The following is an 18143-nucleotide window of genomic DNA, read 5'->3' on the forward strand; positions in this document are numbered from 1 at the left end:
GGGGCCAGGGATATGCGAGGCGCATCGGGCGTTTCCTTGGGTATCCGGTCACGGGCCGGTGATTGCCTTCAGTATACAGAGTATTGACTGACTAGCAATTCGGGATACAAGGATGTGATCGATCGGCGGCTTCGCATAATGAAGCCGGCCGAGACCCAGGGCCCCGCATACGCACGGGCCGGGAGGACCGGATGGCGGACTGGCGCAGGGAGCGGGCGGCGCGCGACGCGCGGATCGAGGCGGGCCGGGCGCTCGCCGACGGCAAGGTGGTGCCGGCCGCCCGCGCCGTCGATCTCCTGGAGGCGGTGCTGCGCCCCGGCGACCGCGTCTGCCTCGAAGGCGACAACCAGAAGCAGGCCGACACGCTGGCCCGGGCACTCAGCCAGTGCGATCCGGACCGCGTCCACGACCTGCACATGGTGCAGTCCGGCATCGTGCTGCCCGAGCACCTCGACATCTTCGAGCAGGGCATCGCGAAGCGGCTCGACTACTCGTATTCGGGCCCGCAGGGCGCGCGCATCGCCCGGATGCTCTACGGCGGCCAGATCCAGCTCGGGGCGGTGCACACCTACCTGGAGCTGTTCGCCCGCTACTTCGTGGACCTGACGCCGAACGTGGCGCTGATCGCGGGGGTCTCGGCGGACCGGGAGGGCAACCTCTACACGGGCCCCAACACCGAGGACACGCCGACGGTCGTGGAGGCCACCGCCTTCAAGAACGGCGTGGTGGTGGCGCAGGTGAACGAGGTGGTCGAGCGCGTGCCCCGCGTCGACATCCCGGGCGACCGCATCGACTTCGTGGTCGCGGCCGACAGGCCGTTCTACGTGGAGCCCCTGTTCACCCGCGACCCCGCGGCGGTGACGGAGACGCAGATCCTGATGGCCATGATGGCCATCAAGGGCATCTACGCCGAGTACGGCATCCGGCGCCTGAACCACGGCATCGGCTTCGGCACGGCGGCGATCGAGCTGATCCTGCCGACCTACGCGGAGCGTCTCGGGCTTCGCGGGACGATCGCCACCCACTGGGCGCTCAACCCGCACCCGACCCTGATCCCGGCGATCGAGTCCGGCTTCGTGAAACAGGTCCACTGCTTCGGCTCGGAAGTGGGCATGGACCGCTACATCCGCGAGCGGCCGGACATCTTCTTCACGGGCGCCGACGGCAGCCTGCGCTCGAACCGCGCGTTCTGCCAGACGGCGGGCCTCTACGCCTGCGACCTGTTCATCGGCTCGACGCTGCAGATCGACCTGTCGGGGCACTCCTCCACGGTCACGCAGGGCCGCGTCGCGGGCTTCGGCGGCGCGCCGAACATGGGCTCGGACCCGCACGGGCGGCGCCACCCCTCCGACACCTGGATGAAGGCGGGGCACGAGGCGCTGGAGGCTGGGGACCCGATGCTGATGCGCGGGCGCAAGCTCGTGGTGCAGCTCGTCGAGACCTTCGGCGACAAGCTGGTGCCGACCTTCGTGGAGCGTCTCGACGCGCTGGAGCTCGCCCGCAGGATCGGGCTCGAGCTCGCCCCCGTGATGGTCTACGCCGACGACGTCACCCACATCGTCACCGAGGAGGGCATCGCCAACCTGCTGCTCTGCCGGACGGCCGACGAGCGCGAGCAGGCGATCCGGGGGGTCGCGGGCTACACCGAGGTCGGCCGGGGGCGCGACCGCGCCATGGTCGAGCGGCTGCGCGCGCGGGGCATCATCCGCCGCCCGGAGGATCTCGGGATCGAGCCCCTCGACGCCGACCGGTCGCTCCTCGCGGCGAAGTCGATCAAGGACCTCGTGCACTGGTCGGGCGGCCTCTACGACCCGCCCGCGAAGTTCCGGAACTGGTGAGGCCACGCATGGAGACGTACACCTTCCGCCACGCCACGGCCGCGCCCCTGAAAGGCGGCAAGTCCCAGGCGATCACCGGCGTCGTGGCCTCCGGCAACCTCGAGGTGCTCCTGGAGCGCGTGCTGCCCCCCGACACCTGCACGGTGGAGATCGCCACGCCGATCAACGGCTACGGCGACGTCTGGGAGGCGGTGGTGGCCGACTTCGTGGGCCGCGCCCAGCCCGGCGGCCTGCGCATCAGCATCAACGACGGCGGCGCCCGCCCCGACACCGTCGCACTGCGCCTGCTCCAGGGCGCCAGGCTGATGGAGAGCTGAGGATGAGCGCCCCCCAGGCCGAGGCCATGAGCTGGTACGAGGCGAGCGCCCGCGCCCGCCTCGACGCGCTGCTCGACCCCGGCAGCTTCGCCGAGTTCCTCGGGCCGCAGGAGCGGGCGATGAGCCCGCACCTGCCGCTGTTCGACCTGCCGCGGGCCTTCGACGACGGCATCGTCGTCGGGAGGGGAAGCCTCGACGGGCAGCCGGTCCTCGCCGCCGCCCAGGAGGGCCGCTTCATGGGGGGCGCCTTCGGCGAGGTGCACGGGGCGAAGCTCGTCGGGCTCCTGCGCGCGGCCCTGAAGGTGCGGCCCGCCACCGTGCTGATCCTGTTCGACACCGGCGGCGTGCGCCTGCAGGAGGCGAATGCGGGCGAGACCGCCATCGCGGAGGTGATGCGGGCGATCTGCGACTGCCGCGCCGCCGGGGTGCCGGTGGTCGGCCTCGTCGGCGGCCGGGCCGGCGCCTACGGCGGCGGCGGCCTCATCGCCGGCACCTGCTCGGGCCTCGCGGTCTCGGAGGGCGGGCGCATCTCGGTCTCGGGCCCGGAGGTGATCGAGACCAACAAGGGCGTCGAGGAATTCGATTCCCGCGACCGGGCGCTCGTCTGGCGCACCATGGGGGGCAAGCACCGCCGTCTCCTCGGGGGCGCCGACGCCTACGCGGACGACACCCCGGCCGCCTTCCGGGCGGCAGCCCTGGAGCTGATCGCCGCCGCGCCCGCCTTCGACCTCGCGACGCTCGAAGCCGAGCAGGCGCGGCTGGAGGAGCGCCTCGCCCGCTTCGGCGATTGCCGCGACGGAACCGAGATCTGGGGTCGCCTCGGCGTCAACGATCCGGACGCTGTGCCGTCCCTGACCACGGAGGCGTTCGAGAGCCTCCTTGCCGGCCTCGGAGGCTTGAGCCATGGCGCACGCTAGCGTCGACATCGAGGCGCTGCTCGGCCGCCTCTTCCCGGACGGGCACGCCGTGACGGTGGCGGACGGGCTCGTGGTGGGGCACGCGCCGCTGGGTGAGGCGCGCGTCGCGGTGATCGGGGTCGCGGGCAACACCGCCCTCGGGGTCGACGGAGCCTGCCGCCTCGCGCGGGCCGTGCTCGCGGTGATCCGGGCGGGCGGCGCGACGCCGATCCTGGTGCTCGTCGATTCCGACAGCCAGCGCATGAGCCGGCGGGACGAGCTCCTCGGCCTCAACGAGTACCTCGCCCACCTCGCCAAGGCCCTGCGGCTCGCCGATGCGAGCGGCCACCCGACCCTCGGGCTGATCTACGGCCACTCGGCGGCCGGCGCCTTCATCGCGACGGCGCTCGCGACGCGGATCCTCGTCGGTCTGCCGGGCGCCAACCCGAGCGTGATGGACCTGCCCTCCGTCGCCCGCGTCACCAAGCTGCCCCTCGAGACGCTGGAGGCCATGGCGAAGGACACGCCGGTCTTCGCGCCGGGCCTCGACAACATGGTGCAGACCGGCGCCGTGCAGGCGGTGTTGGACCCCGGGCAGCCGCTGCCGGGGCAGATCCTCACGCTGCTCGCCGACCTGCCGGAGGCGGACGCGCGGGACGCCGCCGGCCGGGCGCGGGGCGGCCGCCCGGTCGCGCAGGACATCGCCGAGCGGGTGGCGCGTGCCGCCGGCGCCTGAGGCGCCGGACCGCCACGACCTCCTGACGGTCGAGCCCGGCGCATGGGCCGCGGCGCTCGCCGCGCGCCCCGACCTCGCCGGCGTGCCCCACCTCCCCGACTGGGCAGCGCGCGGCTGGCCGGTGATCGTGCGGCGCCGCCATCCCGGCGAGGCGGCGGATCACCTGCCGATCGGCCTGCCGCTGCCGCCGGCCCTCGGCAAGCGCCGCATCGGCCTCGCCCTGCCGTCGAATGCCGCGACGGCCCGCCCGCCGCTCGCCCTCGCGGAGGCGCGGGCTGCCGCCCCCGCGACTTGGCACGACACGATCGACGCCCTCGTGGGCCTCGGGCGCGCGCACGGCGCCGAGCCCGCGGTCTTCGGCGGCCTGCTCTGGCAGGCGGCGACCGGGCTTTCCTACCTCGCCGAGACCTCGGACCTCGACCTCCTCTGGTGCTGGGACGGACCCGTGCCGCGCGCCTTCCTGGACGCGCTGGCGGCCCAGGACGCCGCGGCCCCGATGCGCCTCGACGGCGAGGTGCTCCTGCCCGACGGCAGCGGCATCAACTGGCGGGAGCTGCACGGGGCCGCCCCCGGCGACACGGTGCTGGCGAAGCGCCTCGACCGGCTGGACCTCGTGGCGGTGGAGCGGGTGCGGGCCGGCTGAGATCCGCCTCGGCGACCGCCCCTCTCCCCTGCCGGGGAGGGCGACCCGCGCCGGGACCCACGGGGACGGATGCCCGGTGGAACGGCCCCCTCGTGCGACGAGCCTACTCGGCCGCCGCCCGCGGCAGGCGCACCACCCGGCCATCGTTCGCCGCGTGGCCGGGATCCTCGAAGCCGGGATCGTCCAGCGGGTCGTCCCGCTCGCCGACGAAGCGTCCGAACAGGCGGGCGGTGAGGCGGGAGAGGTCGTCCATCAGCACGAAGAAGGCCGGCACGAAGACGAGCGAGAGGCCGGTCGAGACGATGAGGCCGCCGATCACCGCGATGGCCATGGGCGCGCGGAACTCGCCGCCGATGCCGAGCGCCATGGCGGAGGGCACCATGCCGGCGGCCATGGCGATCGTCGTCATCACGATCGGCCGCGCGCGCTTGCGCCCGGCGTCGATGATCGCGGTGGCACGGTCGACGCCGCGGGCCATCTCCTCCACCGCGAAGTCGACCAGCATGATCGCGTTCTTGGTCACCACGCCCATCAGCATCAGGATGCCGATGACGACCGGCATCGAGATCGGCTTGTGCAGGATCAGCAGCCCGAGGATCGCGCCACCGATGGAGAGCGGCAGCGAGAACAGGATGGTGACGGGCTGGAAAAAGCTGCCGAACAGCAGGATCAGCACGCCGAACACCATCATGATGCCGGCGCCCATGGCCATCGCGAAGCCGCCGAAGACCTCGCCCATGACCTCGGCGTCGCCGGTCTGGCTGATGGTCACGCCCGGCGGCAGGTTCCGAGCGGCCGGAAGCTCCATCACGCTCTGGATCAGGGAGCCGAGCGCGTCGGAGCCCTGCATGTCGGCCTCGATGGCGACGCGCACGGCGCGGTCGTAGCGGTCGATTGCGGTGGGGCCCTGGCCGAGGCTGATCTCGGCCACCGTGGAGAGCGGCACCGCGGCGCCGCCCTTCACGGGCACCTTGAGGGAGGCGAGGGCCGCGAGGTCGCCGCGCAGCCGCTCGGGGAGCTGCACGCGGATCGGGACCTGCCGGTCCTTCGCGTTGAACTTGGCTAGGTTGGCGCCGATGTCGCCGATGGTGCCGACCCTCACGGTCTCGGCGATCAGGTCCGTCGAGACGCCGAGGTCGGCCGCCACACCGGGCCTCGGCCGGATGCGGATCTCGGTGCGGTCGAGGGGCGCCGTCGAGATGACGTTGACGAGGTGGGGCACCCCCGCGGCCTCGCGCTGGAGGCGAGCGGCGACGTCGGCCACCACCGCCTTGTCGGGGCCCGCGATGATGAGGGCGAGGTCGCGTTGGCCGCCCTCGCGCAGGGCCCAGAAGCGGATGTCCGGCTCCTCGCGCAGGATCTCGCCCACCGCGACGTCGATCTCCTTCTGGGTCCGGTGGCGCTCGTTCTTCGGGGTCAGGTTGATGGTGAGGCTCGCGAGCCGCACCTCCTTCTTGCCCGGCAGTTGGCGGCCGCCGTCCACGAAGACGCTGCGCACCTCGGGCAGCGCGCGGATCCGATCCACGAGCTTGTCGGCGACCCGCGTCGTCTCGGCGAGGCGGGCGCCCGGCGGCAGCTCCACCACGAACAGCGTGCGGGCCGCGTCCTCCGCCGGCAGGAAGCCCGCCGGCAGCAGGCCCGTCGAGGCGATGGAGGCCGCGAAGCACCCGAGACCGGCGATCAGCGTCAGGTACTTGTGCCGCACCGACCAGGCGACGAGGCGCGTGTAGCCGCGCATCACGGGACCCTCGCGGGTCTCGTCGGGCCCGTGGTCGCGCAGGAAGTAGGCGGCCAGCAGCGGCGTGATCAGGCGGGCCACGAGCAGCGACATGAACACGGCCGCCGCGATGGTGAGGCCGAACTGCTTGAAGTACTGGCCCGCGATGCCGCCCATGAAGGAGACGGGCGCGAAGATCGCGATGATGGTCGCCGTGATGGCGATGACCGCGAGCCCGATCTCGTCGGCGGCTTCGAGCGCGGCGCGGTAGGGCGACTTCCCCATCCGCATGTGGCGCACGATGTTCTCGATCTCCACGATGGCGTCGTCCACCAGGATGCCGGTCACCAGCGTGATGGCGAGGAGGCTCACGGCGTTGAGCGAGAAGCCGAGCGCGCTCATCACCCAGAAGGTCGGCAGCACCGAGAGCGGCAGGGCGACGGCCGCGATCAGGGTCGCGCGCCAGTCGCGCAGGAACAGCAGCACCACGACGACGGCGAGCACCGCGCCCTCGATGAGGCCCATCATGGCCGAGTGGTAGTTGCCGACGGTGTTCGTCACCGAGGTGTCGATCAGATCGAAGCGCACGCCCGGATTGCTCCGGGCGAGGTCCGCGATCTTGGCGGCGACGCCGGTGGAGACCTCCGCGTCGCTCGCCCCGGTCGCCCGCGAGATCGCGAAGGCGACCACCGGCTCGCCGTTGAAGCGCGCGAAGGTGCGTGGCTCCTCGGCGCCGTCGACCAGGGTGGCGAGCTCGTCGAGGCGGACCTTGCGGTTGCCCGGCACCACGATCGAGGTGGCGGCGAGCGTTTCGAGGCTCGCCGAGGCCGCGAGCGCGCGGATCGACTGCTCCTGGCCGCCGACCTCGCCGCGCCCGCCCGCCATGTCGGCGGAGGTGAGCCGCAGCTGCCGGTTGACGTCCGCCGCCGTGATGCCGAGGGCGAGGAGCCGGTCAGGCTTGAGGGTGACCCGCACCTCGCGGGCGACGCCGCCGAGGCGCTCGACACCGCCGACGCCGCGCACGCCCTGGATCTGGCGCGCCACCACGTCGTCCACCAACCAGGACAGGTCCTCGGGCGTCATCGCCGGCGCGGAGGCGCCGTAGATCATGATCGGCAGGCCCGCGATCTCGACGCGGCTGATGATCGGCTCCTCGATCGTCCGCGGCAGGTTCATGCGGATCTTCGAGATCGCGTCCTTCACGTCGTTGACGGCGCGGTCCTGGTTCACCTCCAGGCGGAACTCGATCGTCGTGGTCGAGCTGCCCTCGGTGATGGTCGAGAGGATGTGCTTGACCCCCTTCACGCCTGCTACGGAATCCTCGACCCACTTCGTCACCTGGGTCTGCAGCTCGGCCGGCGCGGCACCGGACTGGGTGATCGTCACCGAGACGATCGGGATGTCGATGTTGGGAAAGCGGGTGATCGGCAGGCTGCGGAAGCTGACGAGGCCGAGCACCACCAGCACGAGGAACAGCACGATCGAGGGCAGCGGCTTGCGGATCGCCCAGGCGGAGACGTTGAGGCGCATCACTCGTCTCCTCAGCGCGCCTCGGCCAGGGGCGCGAGGCCCTCCGGCGCCACCGCGCGGACCCGGTCGCCGTCCCGCAGGAAGCTGCCGGCGCGCAGCACCACCGTCTCCCCATCCGCCACGCCGCGGCGGATCTCCGTGACGCCGCCGGCCGAGAGCCCCGTCTCGACGCGGCGGGCCTCGACGCGGCCGTCCTTCACGACGAGAAGGCTCGCGCCGCCATCGGCCCCGAACAGCAGGGTCGAGACCGGGACCGTGACGCCCCTGCGGCGGGCGAGCTCGACGGTGCCGCGCGCGAAGGCGCCGATGCGCAGGCTCGCATCCTCGGTGAGCGCGACCCGGACCTTGCCGAGGCGGGTAGCCCGGTCGACCTCCGGATAGACCCGGCGGACCCGGCCCGCGAGCCGGCGCCCGTCGTCCAGCTCGAGCTCGGCCGGGGCGCCGACCGTCAGGCGCGGCAGGGAGGTCTCGGGGACCTCGCCCTCCAGCTCGATCTCGCCGCGGGCGATCAGGCGGAACAGCGGCTCGCCGACCGCCGTCGCGGTGGCGCCGACGCGGGCGGTGCGGCGGTTGACAATGCCGGCCTCCGGCGCGCGGATCTCGGCGCGGGCGCGCCGCAGGGCGATCTCGGCGGCCTGCGCCCGGGCGGTAGCGAGGTCGGCCTCCGCCGACTGGAGGCCGCCGCGGGCGGCGGCCTGCTTGCCCTCGGCCCCGAGGGCGGTCGCGACCCGCTGCTCCAGGGTCACGGCGGTGGCGTTGCCGGTGCGCACCAGGGACTGGGCGCGCTCCAGCGCCTGCCGGGCCTCCACCTGCGCGGCATCCGCCTGGACGATCTGGCTGCGGGCCTGGACGATCGCGGCCTCGGCGCGGGCGATCGCGGCGGCGTTGGCCGCCTCCTGGGTCTCGATCATCTCCCGCGAGAGCCTGGCGAGGACCTGACCTTTCGCGACCCGGTCGCCCTCCTCCACCAGGAGGTCGGTGATGCGGTAGCCCTCGATCTCGGGGGAGACCAGGATCTCGTCGCGGGGCACCAGCGTGCCGGTGACGACCGCGCGCTCCACGACCTCGCGCACCCGCGCGGGCACCGCCGTGACGGCGGGCGCCAGGACCCCGGCATCGGGCACGGCGGCCTGCTCCAGGGCGCGCGCGGGCGACGCGGCGAGGAGCGGGAGCAGGACGAGAAGGCAGCGAAGGCGGGCCATGGCACCGAAGGAGGTTGTAAGGCGGGGCGCGGCCTCGCGACGGCGCGGGACTGCTTTCAGGGGGCAGGCCGGCGAATTCATGGCGCTCCCGTCCGGTGCCCCAGGCCCCACGGCAAAGCCTGCCCGACCCTGCAACCACGGTGCAGGGGAAGCGTTATTCAATCGTTAACCATCGTCAATTGGGGCGGGGCGGCCGAAGGACGGTACGATGAGCATCTTTCAGGTTCGACAGAAGACCAGCGGCGCTATTTTGTGGACGGGCGCGGCCGATGACAAGACCACGGCGCTCGACGCCATGGCGCGCGAGGCCGGCTACCGGGACTTCGCGGCCCTGCCGGCCGCCATCCGGGACGCCGGCATGGAGCTGTCGAAGCTCGACCTGATCTCCTGAGGATTTCGGGGCCGCCCGGCGCGCGGCGCGAGGCCCCAACGGAAGAGCCCCGCACGCCCTTTCGGGCTTGCGGGGCTTAAGTGCATTGGAACGAACTAGGGGGGTAGTTCGAGGTCCAAACTGCGTGATTCGCGGGAATCCGGGCAGTCAGGAAAAACCTGACATCCGGCCCGGCGCCGCCCCCTGCGACGCCGGGCCTGCGCCCCTACTGCGCGGGGACCGGGGTGAGGACCGCCGGCGGCTTGGTGTAGGCGGCGCGCATCGGCTTGAGGACGAAGATCGCCATCAGCGCCGCGATGATGTTGAGGGCCGCCGCCGCCAGGAACACCGCGTGCCAGTTGCCCGTCATCGTGGTCAGGATGCTGGTGTAGGGCACGATCAGGGCCGCGGTGCCCTTGGCGGTGTAGAGGAGCCCGGCATTCGTCGCCGCGTACTTCGACCCGAAGGTGTCGCCGCAGGTCGCGGGGAACAGCGAGTAGATCTCACCCCAGGCGAAGAACACGAGGCCGGTGAGCAGCACGAAGGCGATCGGGTCCTGCCCGAACACGCTGAGCGCGTAGATGCCGAGCCCCTCGATGCCGAAGGACAGGAACATCGTGTTCTCGCGGCCGATATGGTCCGAGACCCAGCCGAAGAACGGCCGCGTGACGCCGTTGAGCACCCGGTCGAGCGTCGCCGCGAAGGTGAGCGCCGGCAGGGTGATGCCGAGCAGCGAGACCGGCACGTCCGCGATCTTGAAGTCCTTGGCGATGGGGCCGAGCTGGGCGGTCGCCATCAGGCCGCCGGCCGCCATCATCACGAACATCGCGTACATCACCCAGAAGATCGGCGTGCGCACCATCTCGCCGGGCGTGTAGTCGCGCCGGCTCTGGCTGACGCGGGCGACCTCCGGCACGTCGCCCTTGCGCGGCGAGACCAGGAACAGGGCGATCAGCATCACCACGAGGCCCTGGCCGATGCCGAACCAGAAGAAGGCCGCCTCGTAGCCCTGCGACTTGATCATCGCCTGGATCGGCACGACGGTGAGGGCCGAGCCCGCTCCGAAGCCCATGGCGGTGAGGCCGGCGGCGAGCCCGCGGCGATCGGGGAACCACTTCAGCGAGTTGCCCACGCAGGTGCCGTAGACGGCGCCCGCCCCGGTGCCGCCGATCGCGGCGGCGACGTAGAGCATGGTGAGCGAGGTCGCGTAGGAGTTCATCACCCAGGCGATCGCGCAGAGCGCGCCGCCGAACAGCGTGACGATGCGCGGGCCGTACTTGTCGACGAACCAGCCCTCGACGGGCACCAGCCAGGTCTCGGTGACGACGAAGAGCGTGAAGGCGACCTGAATCGCGGCGCGGTCCCAGCCGTGCCGCTCCTGCATCGGATTGACGAAGAAGGTCCATCCGTACTGCATGTTGGCGATCATGCACATGCAGACAATGCCGAATACGAGCTGCAGCCAGCGGCTGCCCCGTACCCCATCCCGGGTTTCAGACATGAGCGTTTCTCCTGATCTTTGTTCCTTGGAAAGGACGCCGCTTCTTCGTCGGCTGCGGCTCCGTTCTACGCGACCCGCGGGCTCGAACCTTCCGGGGTTCGAGCGGCGACTGCATAAGGTCGACGGTATACCAGTGACGATTTTTTGCCGACCGGGGCCGCCCTGTCAATCGCCGAAGCACCAAAGTGCAGAATATTCGCGGCGCACCGCGGCTCCGGCCCTACGACAACCAGAGCGAGCAGGATCGCAAGGGTTTAATACGCGCGGTCGTCGGAGAACAACGCTGGTTGCACTGCAAAATATCTTCGCAATGCAATGTCGGCGTTGCCCGCACGTTGTCCCGCCAACGATTTGACATCGCTGGCGTGGCATACCAGATTGCCCGAAATGTAACGCGCCGGTCGCGAACGATGCCGGATGTCCCTCGGCGGGGCGAACGTGCGGCCGGGCGGCGCGCCGCCGGCGGCCGTCGCGAGGTGTGGGTGTGGGCATGACGAAGAGCGAGCAGTTCAGCATCAGGCCGATCGTCGCCAGTTCGAGCCTTCGCACCCTCGCCTACGAGGCGCTCAAGTCCGCCATCACCAACATGGACATCTACGGCCGCCCGGACGAGGTGCGGCTCGACGAGCGCAAGCTGTCCCTCGACCTCGGCGTCAGCCGCACGCCGGTGCGCGAGGCGCTGACCGTGCTGGAGCAGGAGGGCTTCGTGCGCTCCGAGGCGCGACGGGGCGTGTTCGTCATCAAGAAGACGAAGCAGGAGATCGTGGGCATGATCCACGCCTGGGCGGCGCTGGAGAGCATGGCCGCCCGCCTCGCCTGCGAGCGGGCGACGGATTCGCAGCTCCTGTCCCTGCGCGAGGCGTTCCCGGAATTCTACGAGGGCCGCCCGTCCGAGCACATCGACGAGTACTCGGACGCCAACATCCGCTTCCACCAGAAGATCATCTCGCTCGGGCAGTGCAGCGTCATCGAGGGGCTGTCCAGCAACCTGCTGATGCACGTCCGCGGCATCCGCAACACGGCTCTGCGCCAGGGCGACCGCTCGGAGAAGTCGATCAAGGAGCACGTGGCGATCATCAAGGCCCTCGAGGCCCGCGAGGCCGACCTCGCCGAGCGCCTCGTGCGCGAGCACGGCCTCGGCCTCGCGCTCCACGTCAACACCTACGGCGACTACCTCGACTGACGTCCCCCGCGTTCGTGGGCTCACGGCGCGCCGCGACCGCAGCACCCTGATCGATACCATCTCGACGGCCGACCCGTCCGCATCGCCTGATGCCGGCGCGTACCCATGCACGCGCGGCATGCCGGACGTGTGGTGTTTGGTATACCAACGTGCAGGGCAACATGCGATCTACCGCATCGCAACATCGCCCTGGAGCCGACCATGCTCAGCACCCTGCTCGCCCTCTTCGTCGCCCTCGCCAGCCTGCACGCCCTCTTCGTCGTGAAGCTCGCCGACCGCATGAGCGACGATGTCGGCGTCCCGACGGGATCCCGCACCTTCGGCGGGGACGAGCGTCACGCCCGCGCCGCCTGATCGGTCGGCAGCGCCGCCGCGCCCGCCGCGCCCGCCGCGGAGGCGTTCGCACTTTTTAACCCCTCGAAGCTTGTCCTCGCGCCCCGACGCCCGACCTTTCCGGGCGAGAGCGGTTCGCGAGGTTGGTCGATGAGCGGTGTGGGGACGGATCCGGGCGGTGCGTGGGACGCCGAGATCGCGCGAGCCTACGCGGCCGAGACCAAGCCGCCCCTCACACCCGAACTGGTGGACCGCGTCCGCCACGCGGTCGCCGACCTCGCTCTCGGCGACGGTGCGACCCTCGATGAACCGGCCATTGCCCGGGTGAACGAGGCGCTCGACGCCTTCGAGGTCTCGCTGGAGGCCGTCGCCGGCCCGCGCCTCGTCTCCGCCCAGGACCGCTCCGTGCGGATGGCCCATCGCTCCGAGGCGGGGCGCCCCCTCCGGTCCTTCGGCGGCCAATAGCCGCCGTGCCGCGTCGACCCAGGCCGACGCCTGCTACCCCCATATGCAGCGTTCGCAGGATGCAAGATCCTGCAAAGTCGTTCTCCGCCGTTGCGGCGTTTGCCGCACCGCGGCCGAACCTATGCACTGGCGAGCAGGAAAGCTCTGGCGCGGCAGATCGTTGATAAATCTTTTGCACTGCAAAAGGAAACTCTGCCTGTCCTGAAACGGACAGGCTTCGTGCCTTGTCGCGAGATACGAACAGGGTGCAGGTGGCCCCCTATTCTTGAGAACTTCTCCGACGTTCGGCCCCGTGCTATGGCCGCCCTGGAACGGACTGCGCCCGGATCTGCCCGTGACTTACCTTGGCAGCCCGGACGCCGCCCGCCCCAGCGTGAGATCCTCAGCCGGGCAGCGGTGCTACCTTCTTGTATTCTGTATGCCAGGATCTAGAGTAGCCGGATGAGCCAGCACGATATTTCCCGCGTCCAGCGCTTCGACCATCCCGGCCGAGGCCGCGAGCGGGCCCGGCCCGTGCCGAAGGGACGCCAGGTCGATCCGCAGGCCAAGGTCGAGATCGCGGATCTGCTCGGTGACACCCCGCGGCAGCGCGACCTGCTGATCGAGCACCTGCACCGGATCCAGGACAGCTACGGGCAGATCAGCGCCGCCCATCTCGGGGCGCTCGCGGACGAGATGGGCCTCGCCTTCGCTGAGGTCTTTGAGACCGCGACGTTCTACGCCCATTTCGACGTGGTGCGGGAGGGCGAGGAGGACGTCCCGGCCCTCACCGTCCGGGTCTGCGACAGCATCACCTGCGCGATGTTCGGCGCGGAGGCGCTCCTGTCCGACCTTCAGGCGGAGCTCGGGCCCGGCATCCGGGTCGTGCGCGCGCCCTGCATGGGCCTGTGCGACCACGCGCCGGTGGCCGAGGTCGGGCACAACTTCCTGCACCGCACCGACGTCGCGGCCGTGAAGGCCGCCGCCTCGGCCGGCGACAACCACCCGCATCTGCCGGACTACATCGACTACGACGCCTATCGGGCGGGCGGCGGCTACGCGACCCTGGAGCGCCTGCGCTCGGGGGCCCTCTCGGTGGACGACGTGCTCGCCGTGCTCGACGACGGCGGCCTGCGCGGCCTCGGGGGTGCGGGCTTCCCCACGGGGCGCAAGTGGCGCTCCGTCCGGGGCGAGCCCGGGCCCCGCCTGATGGCGGTGAACGGCGACGAGGGCGAGCCCGGCACGTTCAAGGACCAGCTCTACCTCAACAGCGACCCGCACCGCTTCCTCGAAGGCACGCTGATCGGCGCCCACGTGGTCGAGGCCGCCGACGTCTACCTCTACATCCGCGACGAGTACCCGATCGCCCGCGAGATCCTGGCCCGCGAGATCGCCAAGTTGCCCCCCGGCGGCCCGCGTCTCCACCTGCGGCGGGGGGCCGGCGCCTATATCTGCGGCGAGGAATCGTCGCTGATCGAATCCATCGAGGGCAAGCGCGGCCTGCCGCGCCACAAGCCGCCCTTCCCGTTCCAGGTCGGCCTGTTCGGGCGCCCGACGCTGATCAATAACGTCGAGACCCTGTTCTGGGTGCGCGACCTCCTGGAGCGGGGCGCGGAGTGGTGGAAGGGCCACGGCCGCAACGGCCGGGTGGGCCTGCGCTCCTACTCGGTCTCGGGCCGGGTGCGGGAGCCCGGCGTCAAGCTCGCGCCGGCCGGCATCACCGTGCGCGAGCTGATCGACGAGTATTGCGGCGGCATGAGCGAGGGCGAGACCTTCGCGGCCTACCTGCCGGGCGGCGCTTCGGGGGGCATCCTGCCGGCGGGCATGGGGGACATCCCGCTCGATTTCGGAACGCTGGAGAAGTACGGCTGCTTCATCGGCTCGGCCGCCGTCGTCATCCTGTCGGAGCGCGACGACGTGCGCGGGGCGGCGCTCAACCTGATGCGCTTCTTCGAGGACGAGTCCTGCGGGCAGTGCACGCCCTGCCGCTCCGGAACCCAGAAGGCCCGGGTGCTGATGGAGAACGGGGTCTGGGACACCGAGCTCCTCGGCGCCCTGTCCCAGTGCATGCGGGACGCCTCGATCTGCGGCCTCGGCCAGGCGGCCTCGAATCCGCTGACCAGCGTGATCACCTACTTCCCGGACCTGTTCCCGACCCCGCGCCCGATGGCGGCGGAATAGCGCCCGCACGATACGGAGGAGGCCGCCCGCGGGGCGGCCGCCCACGACCCCGGGGAACGAGACCCGGGGACCAGGACCTCAGAGCTCTGTCGACCCCCGGAGGGGCGCGGAGCGGGAGCGGAACCCGATGAGTAGCGGCACGCAGAACAGCAACCCGGCCGGCACCGACGCCAAGGCGACGGCGCCCCAGGGCCCGCAGAGCGCCGGCGGCCCCGGCGCGACCGCGCAGGGCGGCTCCTACACGCAAGGGGCCAAGGCCGGCGGCCAGGCCGGCCCCGTGGCGAGCGGCACCCTCGGCCTCAAGAACATCCCGGCGGGCATCCCGGGCGTGGTGTTCGAGCTCGACGGCGAGACCATCGAGGCGCGCCCCGGCGAGACGATCTGGTCGGTCGCCCAGCGCCTCGGCAACCACATCCCCCACCTCTGCCACAAGCCCGAGCCCGGCTACCGGCCCGACGGCAACTGCCGCGCCTGCATGGTGGAGATCGAGGGCGAGCGGGTGCTCGCCGCCTCCTGCAAGCGCGTGCCGGCGGTCGGCATGAAGGTGAAGTCGCAGAGCGACCGGGCCGTCAAGGCCCGCGCGATGGTGCTGGAACTCCTCGTGGCCGACCAGCCGGCCCGGGAGACCTCGCACGATCCCGACTCGCACTTCTGGCACCAGGCCGACCACGCCGGCGTGACGCAGAGCCGCTTCCCGGCCGCGGAGCGCTGGGCGCCGGACGTCAGCCACCCGGCGATGAGCGTCAACCTCGACGCCTGCATCCAGTGCAACCTCTGCGTCCGCGCCTGCCGCGAGGTTCAGGTCAACGACGTCATCGGCATGGCCTACCGCTCGGCCGGGGCGAAGCCGGTGTTCGACTTCGATGACCCGATGGGGCAGTCGACCTGCGTGGCCTGCGGCGAGTGCGTGCAGGCCTGCCCGACCGGCGCCCTGATGCCCTCCGCCTACCTCGACGCGAACCAGACCCGCACAGTCTATCCCGACCGGGAGGTGCACTCCCTCTGCCCCTATTGCGGCGTCGGCTGCCAGGTCACCTACAAGGTGAAGGACGAGCGGATCGTCTACGCGGAAGGGCGCGACGGCCCGGCGAACCACAACCGCCTCTGCGTGAAGGGCCGCTTCGGCTTCGACTACATCCACCACCCCCATCGCCTGACGAAGCCCCTGGTCCGCCTCGACGGCGTGGCCAAGGACGCGAACGACCAGGTCGATCCGGCCAACCCCTGGACGCATTTCCGCGAGGCGACCTGGGAGGAGGCCCTCGACCGGGCGGCCGGCGGCCTGCGGACGGTGCGCGACACTCACGGCCGCACGGCGCTCGCCGGCTTCGGCTCGGCCAAGGGCTCGAACGAGGAGGCCTACCTCTTCCAGAAGCTCGTGCGCCTCGGCTTCGGCTCGAACAACGTCGACCACTGCACCCGGCTCTGCCACGCCTCGTCGGTGGCGGCGCTGATGGAGGGCCTGAACTCGGGCGCCGTCACGGCTCCGTTCTCGGCGGCCCTCGACGCCGAGGTGATCGTGGTGATCGGCGCGAACCCGACCGTGAACCACCCGGTCGCCGCGACCTTCCTGAAGAACGCCGTCAAGGAGCGCGGCGCCAAGCTGATCATCATGGATCCGCGGCGCCAGGTCCTGTCGCGCCACGCCCACCGGCACCTTGCCTTCAAGCCGGGCTCGGACGTGGCGATGCTGAACGCCATGCTCAACGTCATCGTGACGGAGGGGCTCACCGACGACCAGTACATCGCCGGCTACACCGAGAACTTCGAGGCCCTGAAGGCGCGCATCCAGGAGTTCACGCCGGAGAAGATGGCCCCCGTCTGCGGCATCGACGCCGAGACCCTGCGCGAGGTGGCGCGTCTCTACGCGCGGGCGAAGTCCTCGATCATCTTCTGGGGCATGGGCGTCAGCCAGCACGTCCACGGCACGGACAATTCCCGCTGCCTGATCGCGCTCGCGCTCGTCACCGGCCAGATCGGCCGGCCCGGCACCGGGCTGCACCCCCTGCGCGGCCAGAACAACGTGCAGGGCGCCTCCGACGCCGGCCTGATCCCGATGGTCTACCCGGACTATCAGTCGGTGGCGAAGCCCGCCGTGCGGGAGCTGTTCGAGGAGTTCTGGGGCCAGGCCCTCGACCCGAAGCCCGGCCTCACCGTGGTCGAGATCATGCGCGCGATCCACGCGGGCGAGATCCGCGGCATGTTCGTGGAGGGGGAGAACCCCGCCATGTCGGACCCCGACCTCAACCACGCCCGCCACGCGCTGGCGATGCTCGACCACCTCGTGGTGCAGGACCTCTTCCTGACGGAGACCGCCTTCCACGCCGACGTGGTGCTCCCGGCCTCCGCCTTCGCCGAGAAGGCCGGCAGCTTCACCAACACCGATCGGCGCGTGCAGATCGCCCGGCCGGTGGTGCCGCCGCCCGGCGACGCGCGCCAGGACTGGTGGATCCTGCAGGAGATGGCGAACCGCCTCGGCCTGTCCTGGACCTACAAGGGGCCGGCCGACATCTTCAACGAGATGGCGCGGGTGATGCCCTCGCTCAACAACATCACCTGGGAGCGCCTGGAGCGGGAGGGCGCGGTCACCTACCCGGTGGACGCGCCGGACGAGCCCGGCCACGAGATCATCTTCTACGCGGGCTTCCCGACCGAGAGCGGCCGGGCCAAGATCGTGCCAGCCAATATCGTGCCCCCGGACGAGGTGCCCGACACCGAGTTCCCGATGGTGCTGTCCACCGGCCGGGTGCTGGAGCACTGGCATACGGGCTCGATGACCCGCCGCGCCGGCGTCCTCGACGCCCTTGAGCCCGAGGCGGTGGCCTTCATGGCCCCGCGGGAGCTGCACCGCCTCGGCCTCGCGCCCGGCGACACCATGCGGCTCGAGACCCGCCGCGGCGCCGTGAACGTGAAGGTGCGCTCGGACCGCGACGTGCCGGTCGGCATGATCTTCATGCCGTTCTGCTACGCCGAGGCCGCCGCGAACCTCCTGACGAACCCGGCCCTCGACCCGATGGGCAAGATCCCGGAGTTCAAGTTCTGCGCGGCCCGGGTCGCGTCGGTGCTGGAGCGGCCGCAGATCGCGGCGGAGTAGGTCTCCCCGGCGGCCGGGCGCGGCGGCGCCCGGCCTCGTCTGCCGACATCAGTTTTCCGCACCCGGGAGGCCGTTGCGGAAAGAATTGACTCACGCTTGGCGGGTAGTCTCAAGAGATCTTTTACCGTGCCCGCCGCGTCGCGCGGCGGGGCCGCACG

At 71.3% G+C, this 18143-nt stretch carries 14 protein-coding genes; 11 read left to right on the forward strand and 3 right to left on the reverse strand.

Translation table 11 applies throughout. From position 1 onward, the window contains the following. The first annotated feature begins 191 nt into the window (after positions 1-191). Genes mdcA through mdcG form a run of 5 tightly spaced genes read left to right on the forward strand, consistent with a single transcriptional unit; the run spans position 192 to position 4430 of the window. Positions 192-1838 carry a malonate decarboxylase subunit alpha gene (gene mdcA, locus ACLBXP_RS11985; protein ID WP_447667885.1) on the forward strand — a complete coding sequence of 549 codons (1647 nt, stop codon included), beginning with the start codon at positions 192-194 and terminating at the stop codon, positions 1836-1838. A gap of 8 nt (positions 1839-1846) precedes the next feature. Further along, a complete protein-coding gene (gene mdcC, locus ACLBXP_RS11990) occupies positions 1847-2155 on the forward strand; it encodes a malonate decarboxylase acyl carrier protein (protein ID WP_447667886.1) in 309 nt (102 codons plus the stop codon). A 2-nt stretch (positions 2156-2157) separates the two neighbouring features. Then, entirely contained in the window at positions 2158-3072 is a 915-nt protein-coding gene (locus tag ACLBXP_RS11995) for a biotin-independent malonate decarboxylase subunit beta (RefSeq protein ID WP_447667887.1), read from the forward strand. Beyond that, positions 3059-3787: a biotin-independent malonate decarboxylase subunit gamma gene (gene mdcE, locus ACLBXP_RS12000; protein ID WP_447667888.1), complete on the forward strand. Its 729-nt coding sequence runs from the start codon at positions 3059-3061 to the stop codon at positions 3785-3787. Before ACLBXP_RS11995 ends, mdcE begins: the two co-directional genes overlap by 14 nt. Further along, positions 3771-4430, forward strand: a complete 660-nt coding sequence (gene mdcG, locus ACLBXP_RS12005) for a malonate decarboxylase holo-[acyl-carrier-protein] synthase (protein WP_447667889.1) — start codon at positions 3771-3773, stop codon at positions 4428-4430. The genes mdcE and mdcG overlap by 17 nt, the downstream gene beginning before the upstream one ends. A gap of 103 nt (positions 4431-4533) precedes the next feature. On the opposite strand, the gene ACLBXP_RS12010 is transcribed toward mdcG, so the two are convergent. Both ACLBXP_RS12010 and ACLBXP_RS12015 read right to left on the reverse strand, forming a co-directional pair. Further along, the gene (locus ACLBXP_RS12010) at positions 4534-7677 is read right to left on the reverse strand and encodes an efflux RND transporter permease subunit (RefSeq protein ID WP_447667890.1); all 3144 of its coding nucleotides are present in this window, start codon (positions 7675-7677) and stop codon (positions 4534-4536) included. Between the two features lie 11 nt (positions 7678-7688). Then, positions 7689-8879, reverse strand: coding sequence for an efflux RND transporter periplasmic adaptor subunit (locus tag ACLBXP_RS12015; RefSeq protein WP_447667891.1), 1191 nt, complete (start codon positions 8877-8879; stop codon positions 7689-7691). 208 nt (positions 8880-9087) lie between these two features. On the opposite strand from ACLBXP_RS12015, the gene ACLBXP_RS12020 reads away from it, so the two are divergent. Then, a complete protein-coding gene (locus tag ACLBXP_RS12020) occupies positions 9088-9270 on the forward strand; it encodes a hypothetical protein (protein ID WP_447667892.1) in 183 nt (60 codons plus the stop codon). A 205-nt stretch (positions 9271-9475) separates the two neighbouring features. On the opposite strand, the gene oxlT is transcribed toward ACLBXP_RS12020, so the two are convergent. Continuing rightward, entirely contained in the window at positions 9476-10750 is a 1275-nt protein-coding gene (gene oxlT / locus ACLBXP_RS12025; protein WP_447667893.1) for an oxalate/formate MFS antiporter, read from the reverse strand. 490 nt (positions 10751-11240) lie between these two features. Here oxlT and ACLBXP_RS12030 point away from each other — a divergent pair, with 490 nt between their 5' ends. From ACLBXP_RS12030 to fdhF, 5 genes are all read left to right on the forward strand, one after another. Next, positions 11241-11933 carry a GntR family transcriptional regulator gene (locus ACLBXP_RS12030; RefSeq protein ID WP_447667894.1) on the forward strand — a complete coding sequence of 231 codons (693 nt, stop codon included), beginning with the start codon at positions 11241-11243 and terminating at the stop codon, positions 11931-11933. Positions 11934-12134: 201 nt separating this feature from the next. After that, on the forward strand, positions 12135-12287 hold the full coding sequence (locus ACLBXP_RS12035) for a hypothetical protein (RefSeq protein ID WP_447667895.1): 153 nt from the start codon (positions 12135-12137) through the stop codon (positions 12285-12287). Positions 12288-12416: 129 nt separating this feature from the next. Next, positions 12417-12731: a hypothetical protein gene (locus ACLBXP_RS12040; protein WP_447667896.1), complete on the forward strand. Its 315-nt coding sequence runs from the start codon at positions 12417-12419 to the stop codon at positions 12729-12731. A gap of 441 nt (positions 12732-13172) precedes the next feature. After that, complete coding sequence (locus ACLBXP_RS12045; RefSeq protein ID WP_447667897.1) at positions 13173-14891, forward strand: NAD(P)H-dependent oxidoreductase subunit E; 1719 nt, start codon at positions 13173-13175, stop codon at positions 14889-14891. 127 nt (positions 14892-15018) lie between these two features. After that, positions 15019-17985, forward strand: coding sequence for a formate dehydrogenase subunit alpha (gene fdhF, locus ACLBXP_RS12050; protein ID WP_447667898.1), 2967 nt, complete (start codon positions 15019-15021; stop codon positions 17983-17985). The last annotated feature ends 158 nt before the right edge of the window (positions 17986-18143 follow it).

The organism is Methylobacterium sp. A54F (assembly GCF_053346035.1).

Coding starts and splice junctions, on each gene's coding strand:
- ACLBXP_RS11995 (WP_447667887.1), top strand. CDS start 2,158: ATGAGCGCCCCCCAGGCCGAGGCCATGAGCTGGTACGAGGCGAGCGCC.
- mdcE (WP_447667888.1), top strand. CDS start 3,059: ATGGCGCACGCTAGCGTCGACATCGAGGCGCTGCTCGGCCGCCTCTTC.
- ACLBXP_RS12010 (WP_447667890.1), bottom strand. CDS start 7,677: ATGCGCCTCAACGTCTCCGCCTGGGCGATCCGCAAGCCGCTGCCCTCG.
- ACLBXP_RS12015 (WP_447667891.1), bottom strand. CDS start 8,879: ATGGCCCGCCTTCGCTGCCTTCTCGTCCTGCTCCCGCTCCTCGCCGCG.
- mdcC (WP_447667886.1), top strand. CDS start 1,847: ATGGAGACGTACACCTTCCGCCACGCCACGGCCGCGCCCCTGAAAGGC.
- mdcA (WP_447667885.1), top strand. CDS start 192: ATGGCGGACTGGCGCAGGGAGCGGGCGGCGCGCGACGCGCGGATCGAG.
- ACLBXP_RS12020 (WP_447667892.1), top strand. CDS start 9,088: ATGAGCATCTTTCAGGTTCGACAGAAGACCAGCGGCGCTATTTTGTGG.
- ACLBXP_RS12040 (WP_447667896.1), top strand. CDS start 12,417: ATGAGCGGTGTGGGGACGGATCCGGGCGGTGCGTGGGACGCCGAGATC.
- fdhF (WP_447667898.1), top strand. CDS start 15,019: ATGAGTAGCGGCACGCAGAACAGCAACCCGGCCGGCACCGACGCCAAG.
- ACLBXP_RS12035 (WP_447667895.1), top strand. CDS start 12,135: ATGCTCAGCACCCTGCTCGCCCTCTTCGTCGCCCTCGCCAGCCTGCAC.
- ACLBXP_RS12045 (WP_447667897.1), top strand. CDS start 13,173: ATGAGCCAGCACGATATTTCCCGCGTCCAGCGCTTCGACCATCCCGGC.
- oxlT (WP_447667893.1), bottom strand. CDS start 10,750: ATGTCTGAAACCCGGGATGGGGTACGGGGCAGCCGCTGGCTGCAGCTC.
- ACLBXP_RS12030 (WP_447667894.1), top strand. CDS start 11,241: ATGACGAAGAGCGAGCAGTTCAGCATCAGGCCGATCGTCGCCAGTTCG.